This is a genomic window from Cellulosimicrobium sp. GQ32 (assembly GCF_059758455.1).
On sequence record NZ_JCAXEP010000006.1, the window covers coordinates 287802 to 302229 of the forward strand.

16 protein-coding genes are annotated in these 14428 nt (G+C 75.0%); 9 read left to right on the forward strand and 7 right to left on the reverse strand.

From position 1 onward, the window contains the following. Positions 1-44: 44 nt before the first annotated feature. The gene (locus AC6CH9_RS12535; protein WP_498155173.1) at positions 45-542 is read right to left on the reverse strand and encodes a DUF6174 domain-containing protein; all 498 of its coding nucleotides are present in this window, start codon (positions 540-542) and stop codon (positions 45-47) included. A gap of 71 nt (positions 543-613) precedes the next feature. Here AC6CH9_RS12535 and AC6CH9_RS12540 point away from each other — a divergent pair, with 71 nt between their 5' ends. Then, entirely contained in the window at positions 614-1057 is a 444-nt protein-coding gene (locus tag AC6CH9_RS12540; protein ID WP_498155174.1) for a hypothetical protein, read from the forward strand. Here the strand turns inward: AC6CH9_RS12540 and pdxR are convergent. Beyond that, on the reverse strand, positions 1038-2642 hold the full coding sequence (gene pdxR / locus AC6CH9_RS12545; protein ID WP_498155175.1) for a MocR-like pyridoxine biosynthesis transcription factor PdxR: 1605 nt from the start codon (positions 2640-2642) through the stop codon (positions 1038-1040). The genes AC6CH9_RS12540 and pdxR overlap by 20 nt on opposite strands. Positions 2643-2751: 109 nt before the next feature. On the opposite strand from pdxR, the gene AC6CH9_RS12550 reads away from it, so the two are divergent. Both AC6CH9_RS12550 and AC6CH9_RS12555 read left to right on the forward strand, forming a co-directional pair. Beyond that, on the forward strand, positions 2752-3735 hold the full coding sequence (locus AC6CH9_RS12550) for an aldo/keto reductase (RefSeq protein ID WP_498155176.1): 984 nt from the start codon (positions 2752-2754) through the stop codon (positions 3733-3735). A gap of 60 nt (positions 3736-3795) precedes the next feature. Then, complete coding sequence (locus AC6CH9_RS12555) at positions 3796-4104, forward strand: hypothetical protein (RefSeq protein ID WP_498155177.1); 309 nt, start codon at positions 3796-3798, stop codon at positions 4102-4104. On the opposite strand, the gene AC6CH9_RS12560 is transcribed toward AC6CH9_RS12555, so the two are convergent. Continuing rightward, positions 4080-4631, reverse strand: a complete 552-nt coding sequence (locus tag AC6CH9_RS12560; RefSeq protein WP_237840403.1) for a hypothetical protein — start codon at positions 4629-4631, stop codon at positions 4080-4082. The two genes, AC6CH9_RS12555 and AC6CH9_RS12560, sit on opposite strands and share 25 nt — an antisense overlap. Positions 4632-4688: 57 nt before the next feature. Between AC6CH9_RS12560 and AC6CH9_RS12565 the strand changes: the two genes are divergently transcribed. Together AC6CH9_RS12565 and AC6CH9_RS12570 are read left to right on the forward strand one after the other, a co-directional pair. Then, complete coding sequence (locus tag AC6CH9_RS12565) at positions 4689-5306, forward strand: nitroreductase family protein (RefSeq protein WP_498155178.1); 618 nt, start codon at positions 4689-4691, stop codon at positions 5304-5306. A gap of 20 nt (positions 5307-5326) precedes the next feature. Next, positions 5327-6022: a hypothetical protein gene (locus AC6CH9_RS12570; protein ID WP_498155179.1), complete on the forward strand. Its 696-nt coding sequence runs from the start codon at positions 5327-5329 to the stop codon at positions 6020-6022. Positions 6023-6061: 39 nt separating this feature from the next. Here AC6CH9_RS12570 and AC6CH9_RS12575 read toward each other — a convergent pair whose 3' ends face one another. Then, positions 6062-6934 carry a CofC family guanylyltransferase gene (locus AC6CH9_RS12575; protein ID WP_498155180.1) on the reverse strand — a complete coding sequence of 291 codons (873 nt, stop codon included), beginning with the start codon at positions 6932-6934 and terminating at the stop codon, positions 6062-6064. After that, a complete protein-coding gene (gene cofD, locus AC6CH9_RS12580; RefSeq protein ID WP_498155181.1) occupies positions 6927-7880 on the reverse strand; it encodes a 2-phospho-L-lactate transferase in 954 nt (317 codons plus the stop codon). The genes AC6CH9_RS12575 and cofD overlap by 8 nt, the downstream gene beginning before the upstream one ends. A gap of 135 nt (positions 7881-8015) precedes the next feature. On the opposite strand from cofD, the gene AC6CH9_RS12585 reads away from it, so the two are divergent. From AC6CH9_RS12585 to AC6CH9_RS12595, 3 genes are all read left to right on the forward strand, one after another. Then, entirely contained in the window at positions 8016-8336 is a 321-nt protein-coding gene (locus AC6CH9_RS12585) for an MTH1187 family thiamine-binding protein (RefSeq protein WP_064316860.1), read from the forward strand. A 115-nt stretch (positions 8337-8451) separates the two neighbouring features. Further along, on the forward strand, positions 8452-9915 hold the full coding sequence (locus AC6CH9_RS12590; RefSeq protein WP_498155182.1) for a restriction system modified-DNA reader domain-containing protein: 1464 nt from the start codon (positions 8452-8454) through the stop codon (positions 9913-9915). Between the two features lie 258 nt (positions 9916-10173). Then, the gene (locus tag AC6CH9_RS12595) at positions 10174-10812 is read left to right on the forward strand and encodes an aspartate/glutamate racemase family protein (RefSeq protein WP_498155183.1); all 639 of its coding nucleotides are present in this window, start codon (positions 10174-10176) and stop codon (positions 10810-10812) included. A 13-nt stretch (positions 10813-10825) separates the two neighbouring features. On the opposite strand, the gene AC6CH9_RS12600 is transcribed toward AC6CH9_RS12595, so the two are convergent. Beyond that, complete coding sequence (locus AC6CH9_RS12600; RefSeq protein ID WP_498155184.1) at positions 10826-11680, reverse strand: ABC transporter permease; 855 nt, start codon at positions 11678-11680, stop codon at positions 10826-10828. Then, positions 11677-12765, reverse strand: a complete 1089-nt coding sequence (locus AC6CH9_RS12605) for an ATP-binding cassette domain-containing protein (protein ID WP_498155185.1) — start codon at positions 12763-12765, stop codon at positions 11677-11679. Before AC6CH9_RS12605 ends, AC6CH9_RS12600 begins: the two co-directional genes overlap by 4 nt. A gap of 94 nt (positions 12766-12859) precedes the next feature. Here AC6CH9_RS12605 and AC6CH9_RS12610 point away from each other — a divergent pair, with 94 nt between their 5' ends. Further along, entirely contained in the window at positions 12860-13918 is a 1059-nt protein-coding gene (locus AC6CH9_RS12610; RefSeq protein ID WP_498155186.1) for a helix-turn-helix transcriptional regulator, read from the forward strand. Positions 13919-14428 lie beyond the last annotated feature (510 nt).

A 14428-nucleotide genomic window follows, 5' to 3' on the forward strand; every position in this document is an offset into this window, starting at 1 on the left:
GGCCAGCTCGCCCGACGGCGCTCGGCCGCCCGGGCGGGCGGCCGTCAGCCGCGCGCGGGATGCACGTCCGTGATGGCGTAGCACTCCTCGTCGTCGATCGCGCGCGGCATCGGGTCGAGCGTGAGCGACGTCGGGTACCCGAGCTCGTCGTCGAACGCGACGTCGGTGACGACGTCGTGGCGCTCGTCGACGAGGTCGAGGAACCCGTCGATCGTGCGGCCCCCGCTCTCGACGTACGACTCGGGGGTCATCTCCAGGTGAGCGAGGCTCGCAGAGACCGCGACCACCTCGCCCCCGGCGACCTCGACGTCGAAGTCCCCGATGAGGTTCCGCTCACCGCACGACGACGTCAGCGTGAACCCGTAGTCCTCGTACGCCGCCGCGGCCCACCGGTCCCGCGCGTCCGACAGCCCGGCGACCGGCGACGGCACACCCGCAGGCGCGCACGCGGCCGCTCCGGCCGAGACGGCGAGCAGCCCGGCCAGGGCGAGCGCCGCCGTCGTCCCGGACGGGCGAGGGTTGCGGCGCGGCGTCGTGTCCATGCCCTGATGGTGTGTCCACCCGGCCCCGTCTTGCTCGTGCCGTGCGTGCGCCCCGTGGCACCATCGGTGTCGTGACGCTCCCGGAGGACGGCGCTGACGCCGTCCGCGCAGCCCCGCTCAGCCGCGAGACCGTCGAGAGCCTCGCGCGCCGCTATCTGAGCTGGCTCCCGCTGACCGAGGGCACGCGTGCCGAGCGTCTGAGGGCGGAGGCGGAGGTCGAGGTCTCGGAAGAGGTACGGAGCTGCGTGGAGCACGACGACGATCCGTTGCCGCTGCTCGACGCGCTCGTCGCGGAGGCCGTCGCGCGCGAGGACGAGCGCCTCGTCATGAGGCTCGGGGCGGGGCCGGTCGAGGAGGCGGTCGTCGGGCGGCCCGATCTTGCCGTCCGTATCGCCGCACGATGCCGGGCGGTACCTGCCTGGAGCGAGGTCGTGCGGGGTGCGTGGGTGGAAGAGCGTCGGGCGCGCGACCTCCCGGCTCCGCTCCCCGCGCTCGTCACCGTCCTGAAGGGCTGACGACGGTCCTGCGGGCGCTACGGACCGCGTCGGCGAGGCGCGTGACGGCCTCGCCGACGCGGGCGTCGGCGAGGTTGCCGTACCCGAGCACGAGGGTCGTCGACCGTGCGGCGGGGCGGACCTGGTAGCGGCGCAGGTCGACGACGGTCACCTCGCGCCGCGCAGCCTCGCGCACGACGTGCGCGGCGTCCGGCGCCGGGTCCTGCGGGGTGCCGGGGAGGTCCAGGAGAGCGTGCATCCCCGCCGCGATGCCGCTCACCGGAGCACCCGGGAGCTCGCGGGCGAGGGCGTCGAGCACGGCGTCGCGACGGCGGCGGTAGCGCCCGCGCGCGGCGCGCAGGTGCCGGTCGTACCCACCCGACGCGACGAACCGCGCGAACGTGAGCTGGTCGACCGTGGAGGGAGCGGACGCTGCGCCGTGCGTGGGGGAGGCGGCGCGCATCACCGACTCGCGCCAGCGTGCGGGCACGACCATCCACCCGATGCCGAACGCCGGGCTCATCGTCTTGCTCACCGACCCCAGCAGGACCACGCGCTCGGGATCGAGCTGCTGGAGCGCGGCCACGGGCCGGCGGTCGTAGCGGAACTCGGCGTCGTAGTCGTCCTCGACCACGAGGCCGTCGACGGCCCGCACCCACGCGAGGACGGCCTCGCGCCGCTCGGGCGCCAGGGCGGAGCCGGTGGGGAACTGGTGCGCGGGCGTGAGCAGCGCCGCACGTGCGCCGGTCCGCCGCGACGCCGCGACGAGCGCGTCGATGTCCGCGCCCGCGTCGTCCACGGGGACGGGGACGGGGGTGAGGCCGGTGCGGGCGGCGACGTCGCGCAGCACCGACCAGCTCGGGTCCTCGACGAGCAGGTGCGTGTGACCCGCCTCGACGAGCGCCGCGGCGACGCGCGCGATCCCGTCGGTCGCTCCGCGCGTGAGCACGACGGCGTCGTCGGCCGCGGCGGCGACGCGTGCCCGGCGCAGGTGGTCGGCGACGACGGCCCGCGCGTGCGGGTGCCCGGCGGGGGAGGGCTGGCCGAGGTCGTCGTTCGACGCCGTGCCGCCTGACGTGCCGAGCGCCTCGCGCGCGGCGCGGAGCCACGCGTCGCGGGGGACGTGCCGGAGGTCCGGGACGCCGGGCGCGAGGTCGAACCGGGCCCGCGCGGCGGTGCGCGCCCGCCCGGAGCCCACGTCGGCGGGTGCGGGTCTACCTCCCGCCGCTCGTCCCTCGTGGCTCTCGCCGGACCCGCCACGATCCGTGCCCACCCTCGCTCCCCCCGGGCGCGTCGGCCGGGCCGCGGCGGAGACCCGGGTCGCGGAGCCGGTGCGCGCCTCGAGGAAGCCCTCGGCGACGAGCTGGCCGTACGCCTCCGTGACGACCCATCGCGACACGCCGAGCGCCTCGGCGAGCTGGCGGCTCGGCGGCAGCGCCGCCCCGACCGGGACGCGTCCGGTGTGCACGGCGTCGCGGACCGCGCGCTCGAGCCGCTCGACGCGCGACCCCGGCCCCGGCCCGAGGTCGAGCAGGGCCTCCCAGGCGAGCGCCGCCGTCGTCCCCGGACGCGCCGCACCGGGCAAATTGGTCTGGTCAAGAGCCATGGAATCGGACCGTACACCCGTGCCGATCTCTCCGTAGCGTGGAGCACGTCATCAGGACCACGGTCCACCTCGGACCACTCGGGTCCACCACGAACCTCGGGAGACCACCATGCGGTACCGCACCATCGGCGACGGGCGCACCTCCTTCGACGTGTCGACCCTGTGCCTCGGCACGATGAACATGGGCACGCTCGTCGACGAGGACACGTCGTTCGCGATCCTCGACCGCTACCTCGAGGCGGGCGGCACGTTCCTCGACACGGCGAACAACTACAGCTTCTGGGCCGGGGGCCACGGTCGTGACAGCGAGGACCTGCTCGGGCGCTGGCTCGCGAGCCGCGGCGTGCGCGACGACGTCCGCATCGCGACCAAGCTCGGCGCGGCGAAGAAGGACCCGGCCCTCCCGCTGCAGAACGTCGAGCCCACGAACTTCCAGGGCCTGGGCGCCGACGTCGTCGCGTACGAGGCGCACGAGAGCCTGCGCCACCTCGGCGTCGACCACGTGGACGTGCTGTACGGGCACGTCGACGACCACGGCACGGCGATCGCCGAGACCGTCGGCGCGTTCGGCAAGCTCCAGGCCGAGGGCGTCGTCGGCATCACGGGCATCTCGAACGTCGCGCTGTGGCGCGTCGTCGAGGCGCGGGAGGAGGCGCTGCGCCAGGGCATCGCGCCCTATGGGCTCGTCCAGCAGAACTACACGTACGCCTACCCGACGCCGGAGGTCGGCCGGCACAACTGGGCGTCGTACGAGCTCCTCGACTATGCGGCCTCCACAGGCGTCGACGGGCGTCCGCCGCTCGCCGTCACCGCCTACTCGCCGATCCTCCAGGGCGCGTACGTCCGCCGCGACAAGCCGCTGTGGGACGGGTTCGACCACCCGACCACGCGCGAGCGCATCCGCCTCCTCCACGAGGTCGCGGGCGAGCTCGGCGCGACGCCCAACCAGGTCGTGCTCGCGTGGCTCCTCGGCGGCGAGCACCCGGTGGTCCCGATCATCGGGCCGAGCACGATCGAGCAGCTCGACGAGCTCCTCGGCGCCGCCGACCTCGAGCTCGACCCGGAGCTGCGCGCCCGCCTCGACGCCGCCTGAGCCGGCGTGCCCCGCCCGGCCCGACGCCCCGCCGTCGGGCCGGGCTGCCACCATGACGTCGTGCCCACCACCACCGTCGCGCGCGTCCGGCGGGACGACTGGCGCGACCTCCGAGACGTCCGCCTGCGCGCGCTCGCGGACGCGCCGTCCGCGTTCGGCTCGACGCTCGCGCGCGAGGTCGCCTTCTCCGACGACGTGTGGCGCGAGCGGGCGGCGCAGGGCCGCACGCTCCTCGTGCGGACGGTGCTCGACGACGGCACGTCCGACGAGGGCACGCCCGACGACGGCGGCCCGGCCGGGGGCGAGCGGTCGCCCGGTCCGGTGGTCGGCGTCGCCGCGGTCCGTCAGACGCGGGCGCGCGGAACCTGACGACGGACGACGTCCGTGAAGCGCGCGACCTCCTCCGGGGTCCCGAACGCGCGGTCGGGCACGGCCGTGACGTGCGTCCTGCCGACCTCGTCGCGGTGGACCACGACGACGAGCTCGCCCCGTCGCGTCGCGACGGTGACGACGGACCAGTCGAACGTCGTCGCAGCGGGCCCCGGGAAGACCCGCGCGCCACGCTCCGTGATCTCGATGCACTGCTCGCGCACCGCGGAACGCTTCCAGACGACGCTCGCCAGGATGCGGTGGATCGCGAGCGCCACGACGAGGAACACGACGCCCAGCGCGACCACGAGGACGGTCTGGAGCGGATGAGGAGTCTCGCCCAGGGGTGAGAGAAGAAGCGCGACGTAGAGGAGCGCGAGTCCCGCCGCGACGGCTGCGGCGCGCCGCGCCCGGGTGAACGCCACCCCGAACGCGGTGACGGCGTCGGCCCGGGACGGGAGCCAGCGTCCTCGTACGGTCGGCTCGAGGTCGGTCTGGTGCCCTGATCCGCCGGAAGCGCTCGTCATGGGCGGCATCGTGCCATGGGTCGGTGCCGGTGGGGACCGTCTGGCAGGATCCGACGGGTGGAGTTCCAGGACGTCGTCCGACGCCGACGCATGGTGCGTCGGTTCACCGACGAGCCGGTCGCGCCGGACGCGGTCGACCGCCTCGTGCGCAACGCGGTCCGCGCCCCGAGCGCGGGGTTCGCGCAGGGGTGGTCGTTCCTCGTGCTCACCGAGCCCGACGACGTCGCGCGCTTCTGGTCCGCGAGCTCGCCCGAGCAGCCCGAGCGGAGCATGGGCGCGTGGCTCGCCGGGATGCGCACCGCGCCCGTGCTCGTCGTGGTCCTCACGTCGAAGGACGTCTACCTCGACCGGTACGCCGAGGACGACAAGGGCTGGGCGGACCGCGACGAGAACCGCTGGGCCGTGCCGTACTGGCACGTCGACGCCGGGATGGCGGCGCTGCTCATGCTCCAGACCGCCGTCGACGAGGGGCTCGGCGCGTGCTTCTTCGGCGTCGCGCCCGGCGAGGTCGCGCGGCTGCGCGCGGCGTTCGGCATCCCCGACGCCTACGCCCCGACGGGAGTCGTCGCCGTCGGGCACCCCGCGGACAGAGCGACCACGGGCTCGCCGCGCCGTCGCGCGCGCAAGCCGCTCGACGACGTCGTGCACCGCGGCCGCTGGGGAGGCGGGTCGTGACGCGGCCTTCGGCCGCCGGCGTGACGCTCACAATCGGTGTCACGCTCACGATCCTCGCCACGGCCGCCTGCACCGGTGGACCGTCACCCGACTCGACCGGCGCGGCGACCACGACGAGCGAGGCGGACGCCGCGTCGCGAGGAACGGGCGGCACGCCCGGTGAGCCCCGCGACGAGACGACCCCGAGCGCGACACCTGGTTCGCCCGACGTGCCTCCCGTTCCTGAGGTCCGCAGCCTGACCGAGATGCCGACCACGGCCCCGCTCGTCCCGCGCCCGGGGTGGCAGGTCGTCGCCGGGACGGGAGCGTGCGTGCAGTCGTGGCGCGGCGCCGTCGGTCCCGACGCGCCGACGGTGCCCCCACGAGAGGCGTCCGTCGCCCTGCTCGAGCAGGCCGCGGCCGAGGACGGTGCGGACCCGGTCGGCGTGCCCGGCGACATCCTGCTGCCGCTCGGGTCGGACGGCGTCCGCCTGCAGGGCGTGAACGGCGTCGCCCAGGGCTGGACCGTGGCCACCGCGCGTGGCGACATCCACGTCCGCGGTGCGGCCCGTGTCGTGAGCGTCCCCACGTTCGACGGCGAGGCATCGACGCAGTCGGTCGTGCTCGTCCTCGACTGCGTGGGCTCGCTCGACGAGGCGGCATGGACGGGCCTGCTCGAGGACGTGCGGGTGGACCTCGTCGCGCCTCTCGAGGAGCCCGGCGACTGGCCCTCGTAACAGCCGCGTGGTCCGGCGTGCGACGGCGACCTGCGCCCGTCAGGCGTCGCGGTCGCGCAGGGCGGGGACGTGCAGTCCGACGACGGCGCGCGCCTCCGCGGGCAGCTCGCCCCAGTCCTCGACGGTGTCGAGGTCGACCGCGGTGCCGGGCCGCTGCACGACGACGGCACGTAGCCCGAGCCGCTCGGCCTCCGCGACGTGGGCCGCACGGCTGTCCGGCCCGAACCGGAACCGGAACCCCGCCACCGGCCGAGCACGAGGTTCCTGTCGTTCCGCACCGCTCTCCGACAGCAACCCCGTGCTCGACGGCACGAAGGTGCCCGGTTCGGCGACCGGGTCGAGGACGACGAGGTTGGTGCCGGTGCCCAGGCGGTCCGTCGCGACGACGACGGACGCGTCCTCGGCGAGCAGCGCCGCCACGTCCTCGGGCGTGAGCGCGGGGAGGTCGGCGTGCGCCACGAGGAGCCGCACCGGGCCCGCGGTCGACGCGTCCTCGGCCGCGATCTCCCGGCCGAGGTCGACCGCCGCGTCCAGCCCCGGCCGGTCCGCGGGCTGGAGCACGATGCGCAGCCGGTCCGCGTCGGCGGTCAGCAGGGGGAGACCGTCGGACCCGGTGGCGTGCGCCGCGTCGGCGGACCCGTCCACCACGACGTCCCGCAGCGCCCGCCACGTGAACCGCGGGTCCGACGTCACCACGACCACGCGCTCGACGCCGTCGCTCGCGAGCAGCGTCTCCACGACGTGCCGCGCGAGCACGGCGATCAGCATGGAGCGCGACGCGGGGTCGAGGACGTGCGCGAGCCGCGACTTCCCCGACGACCCGTCGCGCAGCGGCACGACGGCGACCACGCGCGCCGGGCGCCCCGGCGCGCCCGGGCGAGCGCCGCCGTCGGGCAGCACGAGGTCACCCACGAGCGCCCCCCGCCGACGCGAGCAGCGTGCGCGCGAGGCGCTCGCGGCCCGCGGCGCCGCCCATGACGGTGTCCGTGACGACGACGTCCATCCCCAGCGCCCGCACGTCGTCGGCGAGGTGGGCGTCGTGGTCGTCGATCATCATGACGTCGACGAGCCCGACGTACAGGCGGGCGACGCCGAGCGCCGAGACCTCGTGCCCGAGCGTCGTGAGGATCTGCGCCGCGGGTCCCTTGATCGCGCGACCGCCGACGATCGGGCTCACCGCGACGCGGAGCGCGGACGTCCCGGCGAGCGCGTCCCGCACGCCCGCGACGCCCAGCACCGGCTCCACCGACAGGAACGGGTTCGACGGCGCGAGCACGACGACGTCGGCGCCGGTCACCGCGTCGAGCACGCCGGGCGCCGGGCGCGCGGCCTCGATGCCGTCGTAGACGAGTCCCAGCACGTCGTCCGCGTGCCGGCGCCCCACGAAGTACTCCTGGAACCCGAGGCGCCCCGCGGGCGTGTCGACGAGCGTCGCGACGCGGTCGTCGCTCACGGGCAGCACGTGCGCCCGGACGCCGAGCGCGGTCGTGAGCCGCGCGGTCACGTCGGTCAGCGACGACCCCGCGCGCAGCCCGGCCGTCCGCACGACGTGCGTCGCGAGGTCGCGGTCGCCGAGCGTGAACCACGTGTCCTCGCCGAGCCGGCCCATCGCCTCCAGCGCCGCGTACGTCTCGCCGACCACGCCCCAGCCGCGCTCCTCGTCCGCGAGCCCGGCGAGGGTGTACGTCACGGTGTCGAGGTCGGGCGAGATCCACAGCCCGTGCAGCTCGACGTCGTCCGCGACGTTGACGACGACCGTGAGGTCGGCCCCGGCGAGGTCCAGGCCGTGCGCGAGGCGTGCCCCGCCGACCCCGCCCGCGAGCACGGTCACGCGGTCGGTGCGGTGTTCTGCTGTCACGACGACGAGCCTACGTCGGGGCGGGGGAGTCCCGGCGGCCCTCGCCCGGACCTCGCCCGGACCTCGCCCGGACCTCGCGCGGGGCCGTCCGGTCCCGCCACGGTTCGTGCGCCGGACCCGTGCCACGATGGGCCCATGGCCGTCTTCGCCTTCTCCGTCGCCCCGCTCGGTGCCGGCGAGTCCGTCGCGGACTCCGTCGCCGAGGCCGTCCGCATCGTCCGCGAGTCGGGCCTGCCCAACCGCACCACCGCGATGTTCACCGAGATCGAGGGCGACTGGGACACCGTCATGCCCGTGATCCAGCGCGCCACCGAGGCCGTCGGCGCGGGCGGGCACCGGGTCTCGCTCGTCATCAAGGCGGACATCCGCCCCGGCCGCACGGGAGAGCTCACGGGGAAGGTCGAGCGGGTCGAGGAGCGCCTCGCGGCCGAGTCGGAGGAGACGGGGCACGCCTGACCTGCGGGGGCGCGCGAGGGTGGTTCGACCGGTTCGCGGGACTTGACCGGCGACGTAGGCTATGGCGCAAACGCCCCCGCCCAGGTCGCGTCCCGCTGCTGCAGGAGATCTCCCGATGCCCCTCTTCGAGGTGGACGCCGAGCGTCCCGTACTGGTCCAGCCGCCCCAGCCGGCAGGGGCCTTCGGGACCGACGCGCAGCGCGTCGTGGACGGCAACATCGAGGGGTTGCTCGGCGAGCAGATCTTCCCCGTCGCGCAGGGCACGTCCGACGACGAGCCCCACCTCCTCGCGCTCGACGCCGCGGGTCTCCCGGTCGTCATCGAGGTCACCGCGGAGCTCACGGAGGAGGCCCTCACCGCGGCGCTCAACCACGCCGGCCGGGCCGGGCGCCTCACGCGCGCCGAGCTCGCCGCCCGCTACACCGGCGGTGCCTCGCGGTTCCAGCAGGACGTCGCCGCGTTCTACGACAACGTCCCCCTCACGCGCTCCCAGGCGACCGCCCGGGCGACCGGCGCCCGCCTCGTCGTCATCTGCTCGAGCGCCGCGCCAGGCATCCAGGACGCGCTCGACTTCCTGCGGCAGCCCGGGTCCCCGGTCTCGGTCCTGCGCCTCGGCGTCGTGCACGGCGCGGACGGCCGCCGCTTCGTCGACGTGTCCCCGCTCGCGATGACGCGCGACAACCCCGCACCACCCGCGGCGCCCGAGCCCCGCCGGGGCCGCGCCGTCGCCCCCGGTTCCGACTTCGCGGACGGCGTCGCCGTGGGCCGAGCCCTGACCGGCAAGTTTCCCGTGGTGACGCGACAGGCCGCGCAGTCCCGGGCCGAGCGCCGTCGTGCCGCCGAGCTCGAGCCGCGCGCCGGCTCCGCCGTCGCGCCGAGCCAGGTGGACGAGACCGGCCCCCTCGCCGCGCTGGACCCGGTCGCCGCGCCGCCGGCGCCGTCGCGCGCCGAGCCTCCCGTCCTGGACTTCGTGCCCCTCGACGACCCGCTCACCGCCCGGACCGTGCCCGAGCCCGCGTCGACCGGATGGGCCGACCGCCGACCTGTCGAGGCCGGCGACGAGCCGCCGACCCCGCGCACGTCGATCCTCACGCGCGAGTCGATCCGCACCCGGGAGTCGATCCGCACGCGCGAGTCGTACCTCACGCACGAGTACGGCGAGCAGCGCAGCCCGTCGCGCGAGCAGCCGTACGACCCGCTGTCGTACCGCCCGCCCGTCGACCTCGACCCGGCACCCGCGCGCACGTCCGCGACCCGCGACGTCGTCCCTCTGCCGCCCCCGCCCCCCGCGGACGTGCCGCTCGGACCCGACGACGACCCCGACCTCGTCGCGCTCGCGCGCGCGTTCGGCCGGCCCCGCGAGCTCGTGTGGTCCCGGCCGCGCCGCGGCCAGCGCTTCGAGGCGGTCCTCCAGCCCGACGGCTTCATCGAGCTGTCCGACGGCGCCCGGTTCCGCCACCCGGACCTCGCCGCCGTCGCCGTGTCGGGCACGCACACCGCCGACGGCTGGAGCGTCTGGCGCCTCGGTGCCGAGGACGGCCCCACCCTCACCGACGCCTTCCGCGAGCACCACGCCTGAGCCACGTCGTTCGCTCGGGTCTGCTCGTCGGTTCCCGTCGATTACCCGCGCGGTCGGGTCCGCGGTGGGGTCGGACCGTGCGCTCGGACCGGCGCACCGTCACCCTGGTCCGTCTGGCGGGAGTTCTGGGAGTGCGCCTCTGACGTCCGTCGCACACGGTCCGACCCCACCGCTCGTCCTGCCCGTCGACGCGCGACCCGCGGACCCGACGTCACCGCGGGCCCTGAGCACCTGAACCAACGACGAGCGGAGGCGCACGTGATCGGGTTCCTGCACACGGCGGACGGGCACGTCGCGACGTTCGGTGCGCTCGTGGAGGAGGCCGCGCCGGGGGAGGGGCACGTGCACCGCGTCGATGCGCCGCTCCTCGACGACGCGCGGGCGGGCGCGCCGACGGGTGAGCGGGTCCGGGCGCACGTCGACGCGCTCGTGGCGGCGGGGGCATCGGTGGTGGTGTGCACGTGCTCGACGCTCGGGCCGGTCGCGGAGGAGGTCGGCGGGCCCGGGGTGCCCGTGCTGCGTGTCGACCGGCCGCTCGCCGAGGCGGCGGTGCGCGACGGCGGCCGGGTCGCCGTCGTCGTCGCGATCGCCTCGACACTCGGCCCGACGACGGAACTCTTGGTCGACGCGGCCGGTCGCGCGGGGACGGTGGTCGAGCTCGACGCCGTGGTCTGCGCGGGCGCGTGGGCGGACTTCGAGGCCGGGGACCTGGGCGCGTACCACCGGGGCGTCGCGGACGCGGCGCGGGACGCCGTCGGGCGGCGGGGAGCGGACGTCGTCGTGCTCGCGCAGGCCAGCATGGCGCCGGCGGCCGTGCTCCTGGAGGATCTCCCGGTCCCGGTGCTGACGAGCCCGGGCAGCGCGGTGGCCCGGGCCGTGGAGCTGGCCCGGGCCTGACGCGCGCGGTCGGTCAGTCGGTGGTGCGCACCATGGTGCGGATCCCGACGGCGAGGCCGACCGCGGCCGTCACGACGGCGGCGACCCACCCCCACGCGACGGCCGAGGCGGTGAGGTCGCCGGCGAAGAGGGCGCGCTCGGCGTCGACGACGTACCGGAGCGGGTTGACGTCGGACGCGACCTGCATCCAGCGGGGCCCGGTCTCGAGCGGCAGGAGCATGCCGGACAGGATCATGAGCGGGAAGATCAGCGTCTGCTGCACGACCCAGAACATCCAGTCCTGCTTGCGCACCGCGAGCGCGAGCGCGTAGCTGAGGGACCCGATCCCGACGCCGAAGACGGCGAGCAGCGCGAGCCCGACGACGGCGCCGGCCGGGTGGAGCTCGAACCCGAACGGGAGCATGACGAGCACCACGACGACCGACTGCGCGACGATCGGGACCATCTCCTTGAGCGCGCGGCCGACGAGCAGCGAGGCGCGCGACAGCGGGGCGACGAGCATGCGCTCGTGCGCGCCGGTCTGGAGCTCGACGAGCAGGTTCGCCCCGGTCGTCGTGGTCCCGAAGAGGGTCGTCATCACGAGGATCGAGGGGACGAACCACTGCCAGACGTTCCCGCCCAGGACCTCCTGACCGGTCGTCGTGCCGCCGAGCGACCCGACGAGCAGGGGGCCGAACAGCGCGAGGAAGACGATCGGCTGGACCAGCCCGAAGAGCACGGAGAACGGGTCGTGCACGACGGGCCGCAGCTCGCGGACGAGCACGATCCCGGTGTCGTGCGCGAAGGCGGCGAGCCCGCGGCGTGCGCGAGGGCGAGCGGGAGCCGGGTGCGGGAAGACGCTGGTGCGGGCGATGTCGACGGTGCTCATGCTGCGGTCCTCTCGGTGGGACGGGTGCCCTCGGCGGTGGTGTCGGTCGGGGTCGCGGCGCCGGCCTCGCGCAGGCTGCGCCCGGTGAGGGCGAGGAAGACGTCGTCGAGCGTGGGGCGGTGCACCTGCGCGGTCTCGACGGCGATGCCGTCCGCGTCCGCAGCGCGCAGCAGGCGGGGGAGGTAGGCGTCGCCGCGCTCGGCGCGCACCTCGAGCATGGGTGCGGCGTCGTGCCCGACGGCGGGGGCGCCGTCGGGGGAGCGGGTCACCTCGCGGAAGCCTTCGACGCGGCGTGCGAGCTCGGTGAGCCGCGCGGCGTCGTCGCGCGCCGGACCCTGCGCGGGAGCCAGCGTGACGACGACGCGGTCCCCGGCGAGGTCGGCCTTGAGGTTCTCCGCAGTGTCGTCGGCGATGACCTGACCGTGGTCGACGACGACCACGCGCTCGGCCATGGTGTCGGCCTCGTCGAGGTAGTGCGTCGTGAGGACGATCGTCATGGGCTCGCCCGTGGCCGCGAGCGAGTCCTCGCGCATGCGCAGGACGTGGTCCCACAGGTTCGCCCGGTTGTGCGGGTCGAGGCCGGTCGACGGCTCGTCGAGGAACAGCAGCGACGGTGCGTGCACGAGGCCCATCGCGACGTCGAGCCGGCGCCGCTGCCCGCCGGAGAGGTCCGAGACCTTGCGCGCGCCGTAGGAGGCGAGCTCGAGGGAGTCGAGGAGCTCGTCGGCACGGCGTCGCGCGGTGCGCCGGTCGAGGCCATGGATGCGGCCCTGGCTCGCGAGCTCGTCGACGGCGCGCTGCGCGTGGCCCGCGCCGTTGCCCTGCCCGACGTAGCCGATGCGGTGCCGGACGGCGTCGGGCTCGGCGACGACGTCGTGCCCCGCGACCGTGGCCGTGCCCGACGTGGGGCGGATGAGCGTGGTGAGCATGCGGAGCGTGGTCGTCTTGCCGGCGCCGTTGGGGCCGAGGACGGCGACGAGCTCGCCGGGTGCGACGTCGAGGTCGATGCCGCGCACGGCGTGCACCGTGGCGCTCGCGTCGCGCCCGACGGCGAAGTCCTTGGTCAGTGCTCTGGTGCGGATCACGATGGCTCCTCCTGGGTGTGCTTCGTGCGACGAGACCGACGTTGCCAGGGGTAGAGGACAGGTTCGGTCCTCTACTCCGTGCCAGGCTGAGGTCATGCTCGAGACCTCAGGACGACTGCTCCGACTGCTCTCGCTGCTCCAGGCGCGCCGGGACTGGCCGGGGTCCGCGCTGGCCGAGCGGCTCGACGTGAGCCCGCGCACCGTGCGGCGCGACGTCGACCGCTTGCGCGAGCTCGGCTACCCGGTGCGCGCGACGAAGGGTCCCGACGGCGGGTACCGGCTCGACGCGGGAGCGGACGTGCCGCCTCTCCTCTTCGACGACGAGCAGGCGGTGGCGGTCGCGATCGCGCTGCGCACCGGGACGCTCCCCGGGGTGGAGGACGCCGCAGCGCGCGCGCTCGCGACGATCCGTCAGGTCATGCCCGCCCGGCTGCGCACGCGCATCGACGCGTTGGAGGTGACGGCCGTGCCCGGCCGGAGGGAGCGGGCCCTGCCCGCCGTCAGTGCCGACGTGCTCGTGGCCGTCGGCTCGGCGGCAGCCGAGCGCCGCGTGCTGCGGTTCGACTACGACGGCGGGACGGGCGAGGTGCTCCGCGCTCCGGGCCAGGAGGAGGGGGAGGGGTTCCGTGCGCCGCGCCGGGTCGAGCCGCACCACGTCGTCACGTGGGGCGGGCGGTGGTACCTCGTCGCGTGGGACCTCGACCGGGACGACTGGAGAACCTTCCGGATCGACCGGATGGCGCCGCGCGACGGTGGCGGAGCACGGTTCGAGCGGCGGGCGCTGCCGGCCCCGGACGTGGCGACGTTCATCGCCGAGAGGTTCACGCAGCCCGCGATGCCCGTGCGGGGGACGGTGGAGCTGGAGCTGGACGCCGCCGTCGTGGCGGCATGGGCCGGAACGGGCGCCCTCGTGGAGGCCGTGAGCGAGGGGCGGTGCCGCCTGACCGCGGGTTCGTGGTCGTGGGGCGGGCTGGCCGGGTGGTTCGGCATCTTCGACGCGCCGTTCACCGTGGTCGGACCGGACGACCTGCGGGCCGCGGTAGCCCGTCTCGCGACGCGGGCGACGGCCGCGGCAGCGCCCCCTGCAGCAGCCCGGCCGCCGCGGCGGGACGCCGAGAAGGGGAGTGGCCCGGGTCACGACGGCGGGAGTTGACCTCCTGCCACCGGACCCCGTAATGTTCTCGAGGTCGCCCGGCAGGGAGGAACAGACACCACGGCACAGCTCCTCGGAGCAGATGCGAAGTGGCTGGTCCCCCGGGTGAAACTCCCACCAGATTCTCGGAGCACAGTGCTGCGCCGTGAGTAAGGTGAGGGTGTCTGGATCAGGTACATTTCTGAACGGAAATCCGGTTTTCACCGGTCCGGGACGAACGGCCGGGTCTGGTAGGATTCAGAACGAAGGAAACGCCCCGCGCAAGGGCCTCGGGAACGAGGCCGGAGGCGGTGTGTGTCGGTTGTTTGAGAACTCAACAGTGTGCTTGTTAGTCAATGCCAATTTTTGTCCCTGTGGCATGGCTGATCGTTCTGCCCGTCGGGCGGGGTGGTTGGTTGTGTCTGGGATTCCTTTGGTTGATTTCGGAAGATGATGTCATCTTTCGTGTTGATGCCAGTTTTGTGAACCCTGTTGGGGTTCGCTTCGTATGGATTGTTCACTGCCGGTGTT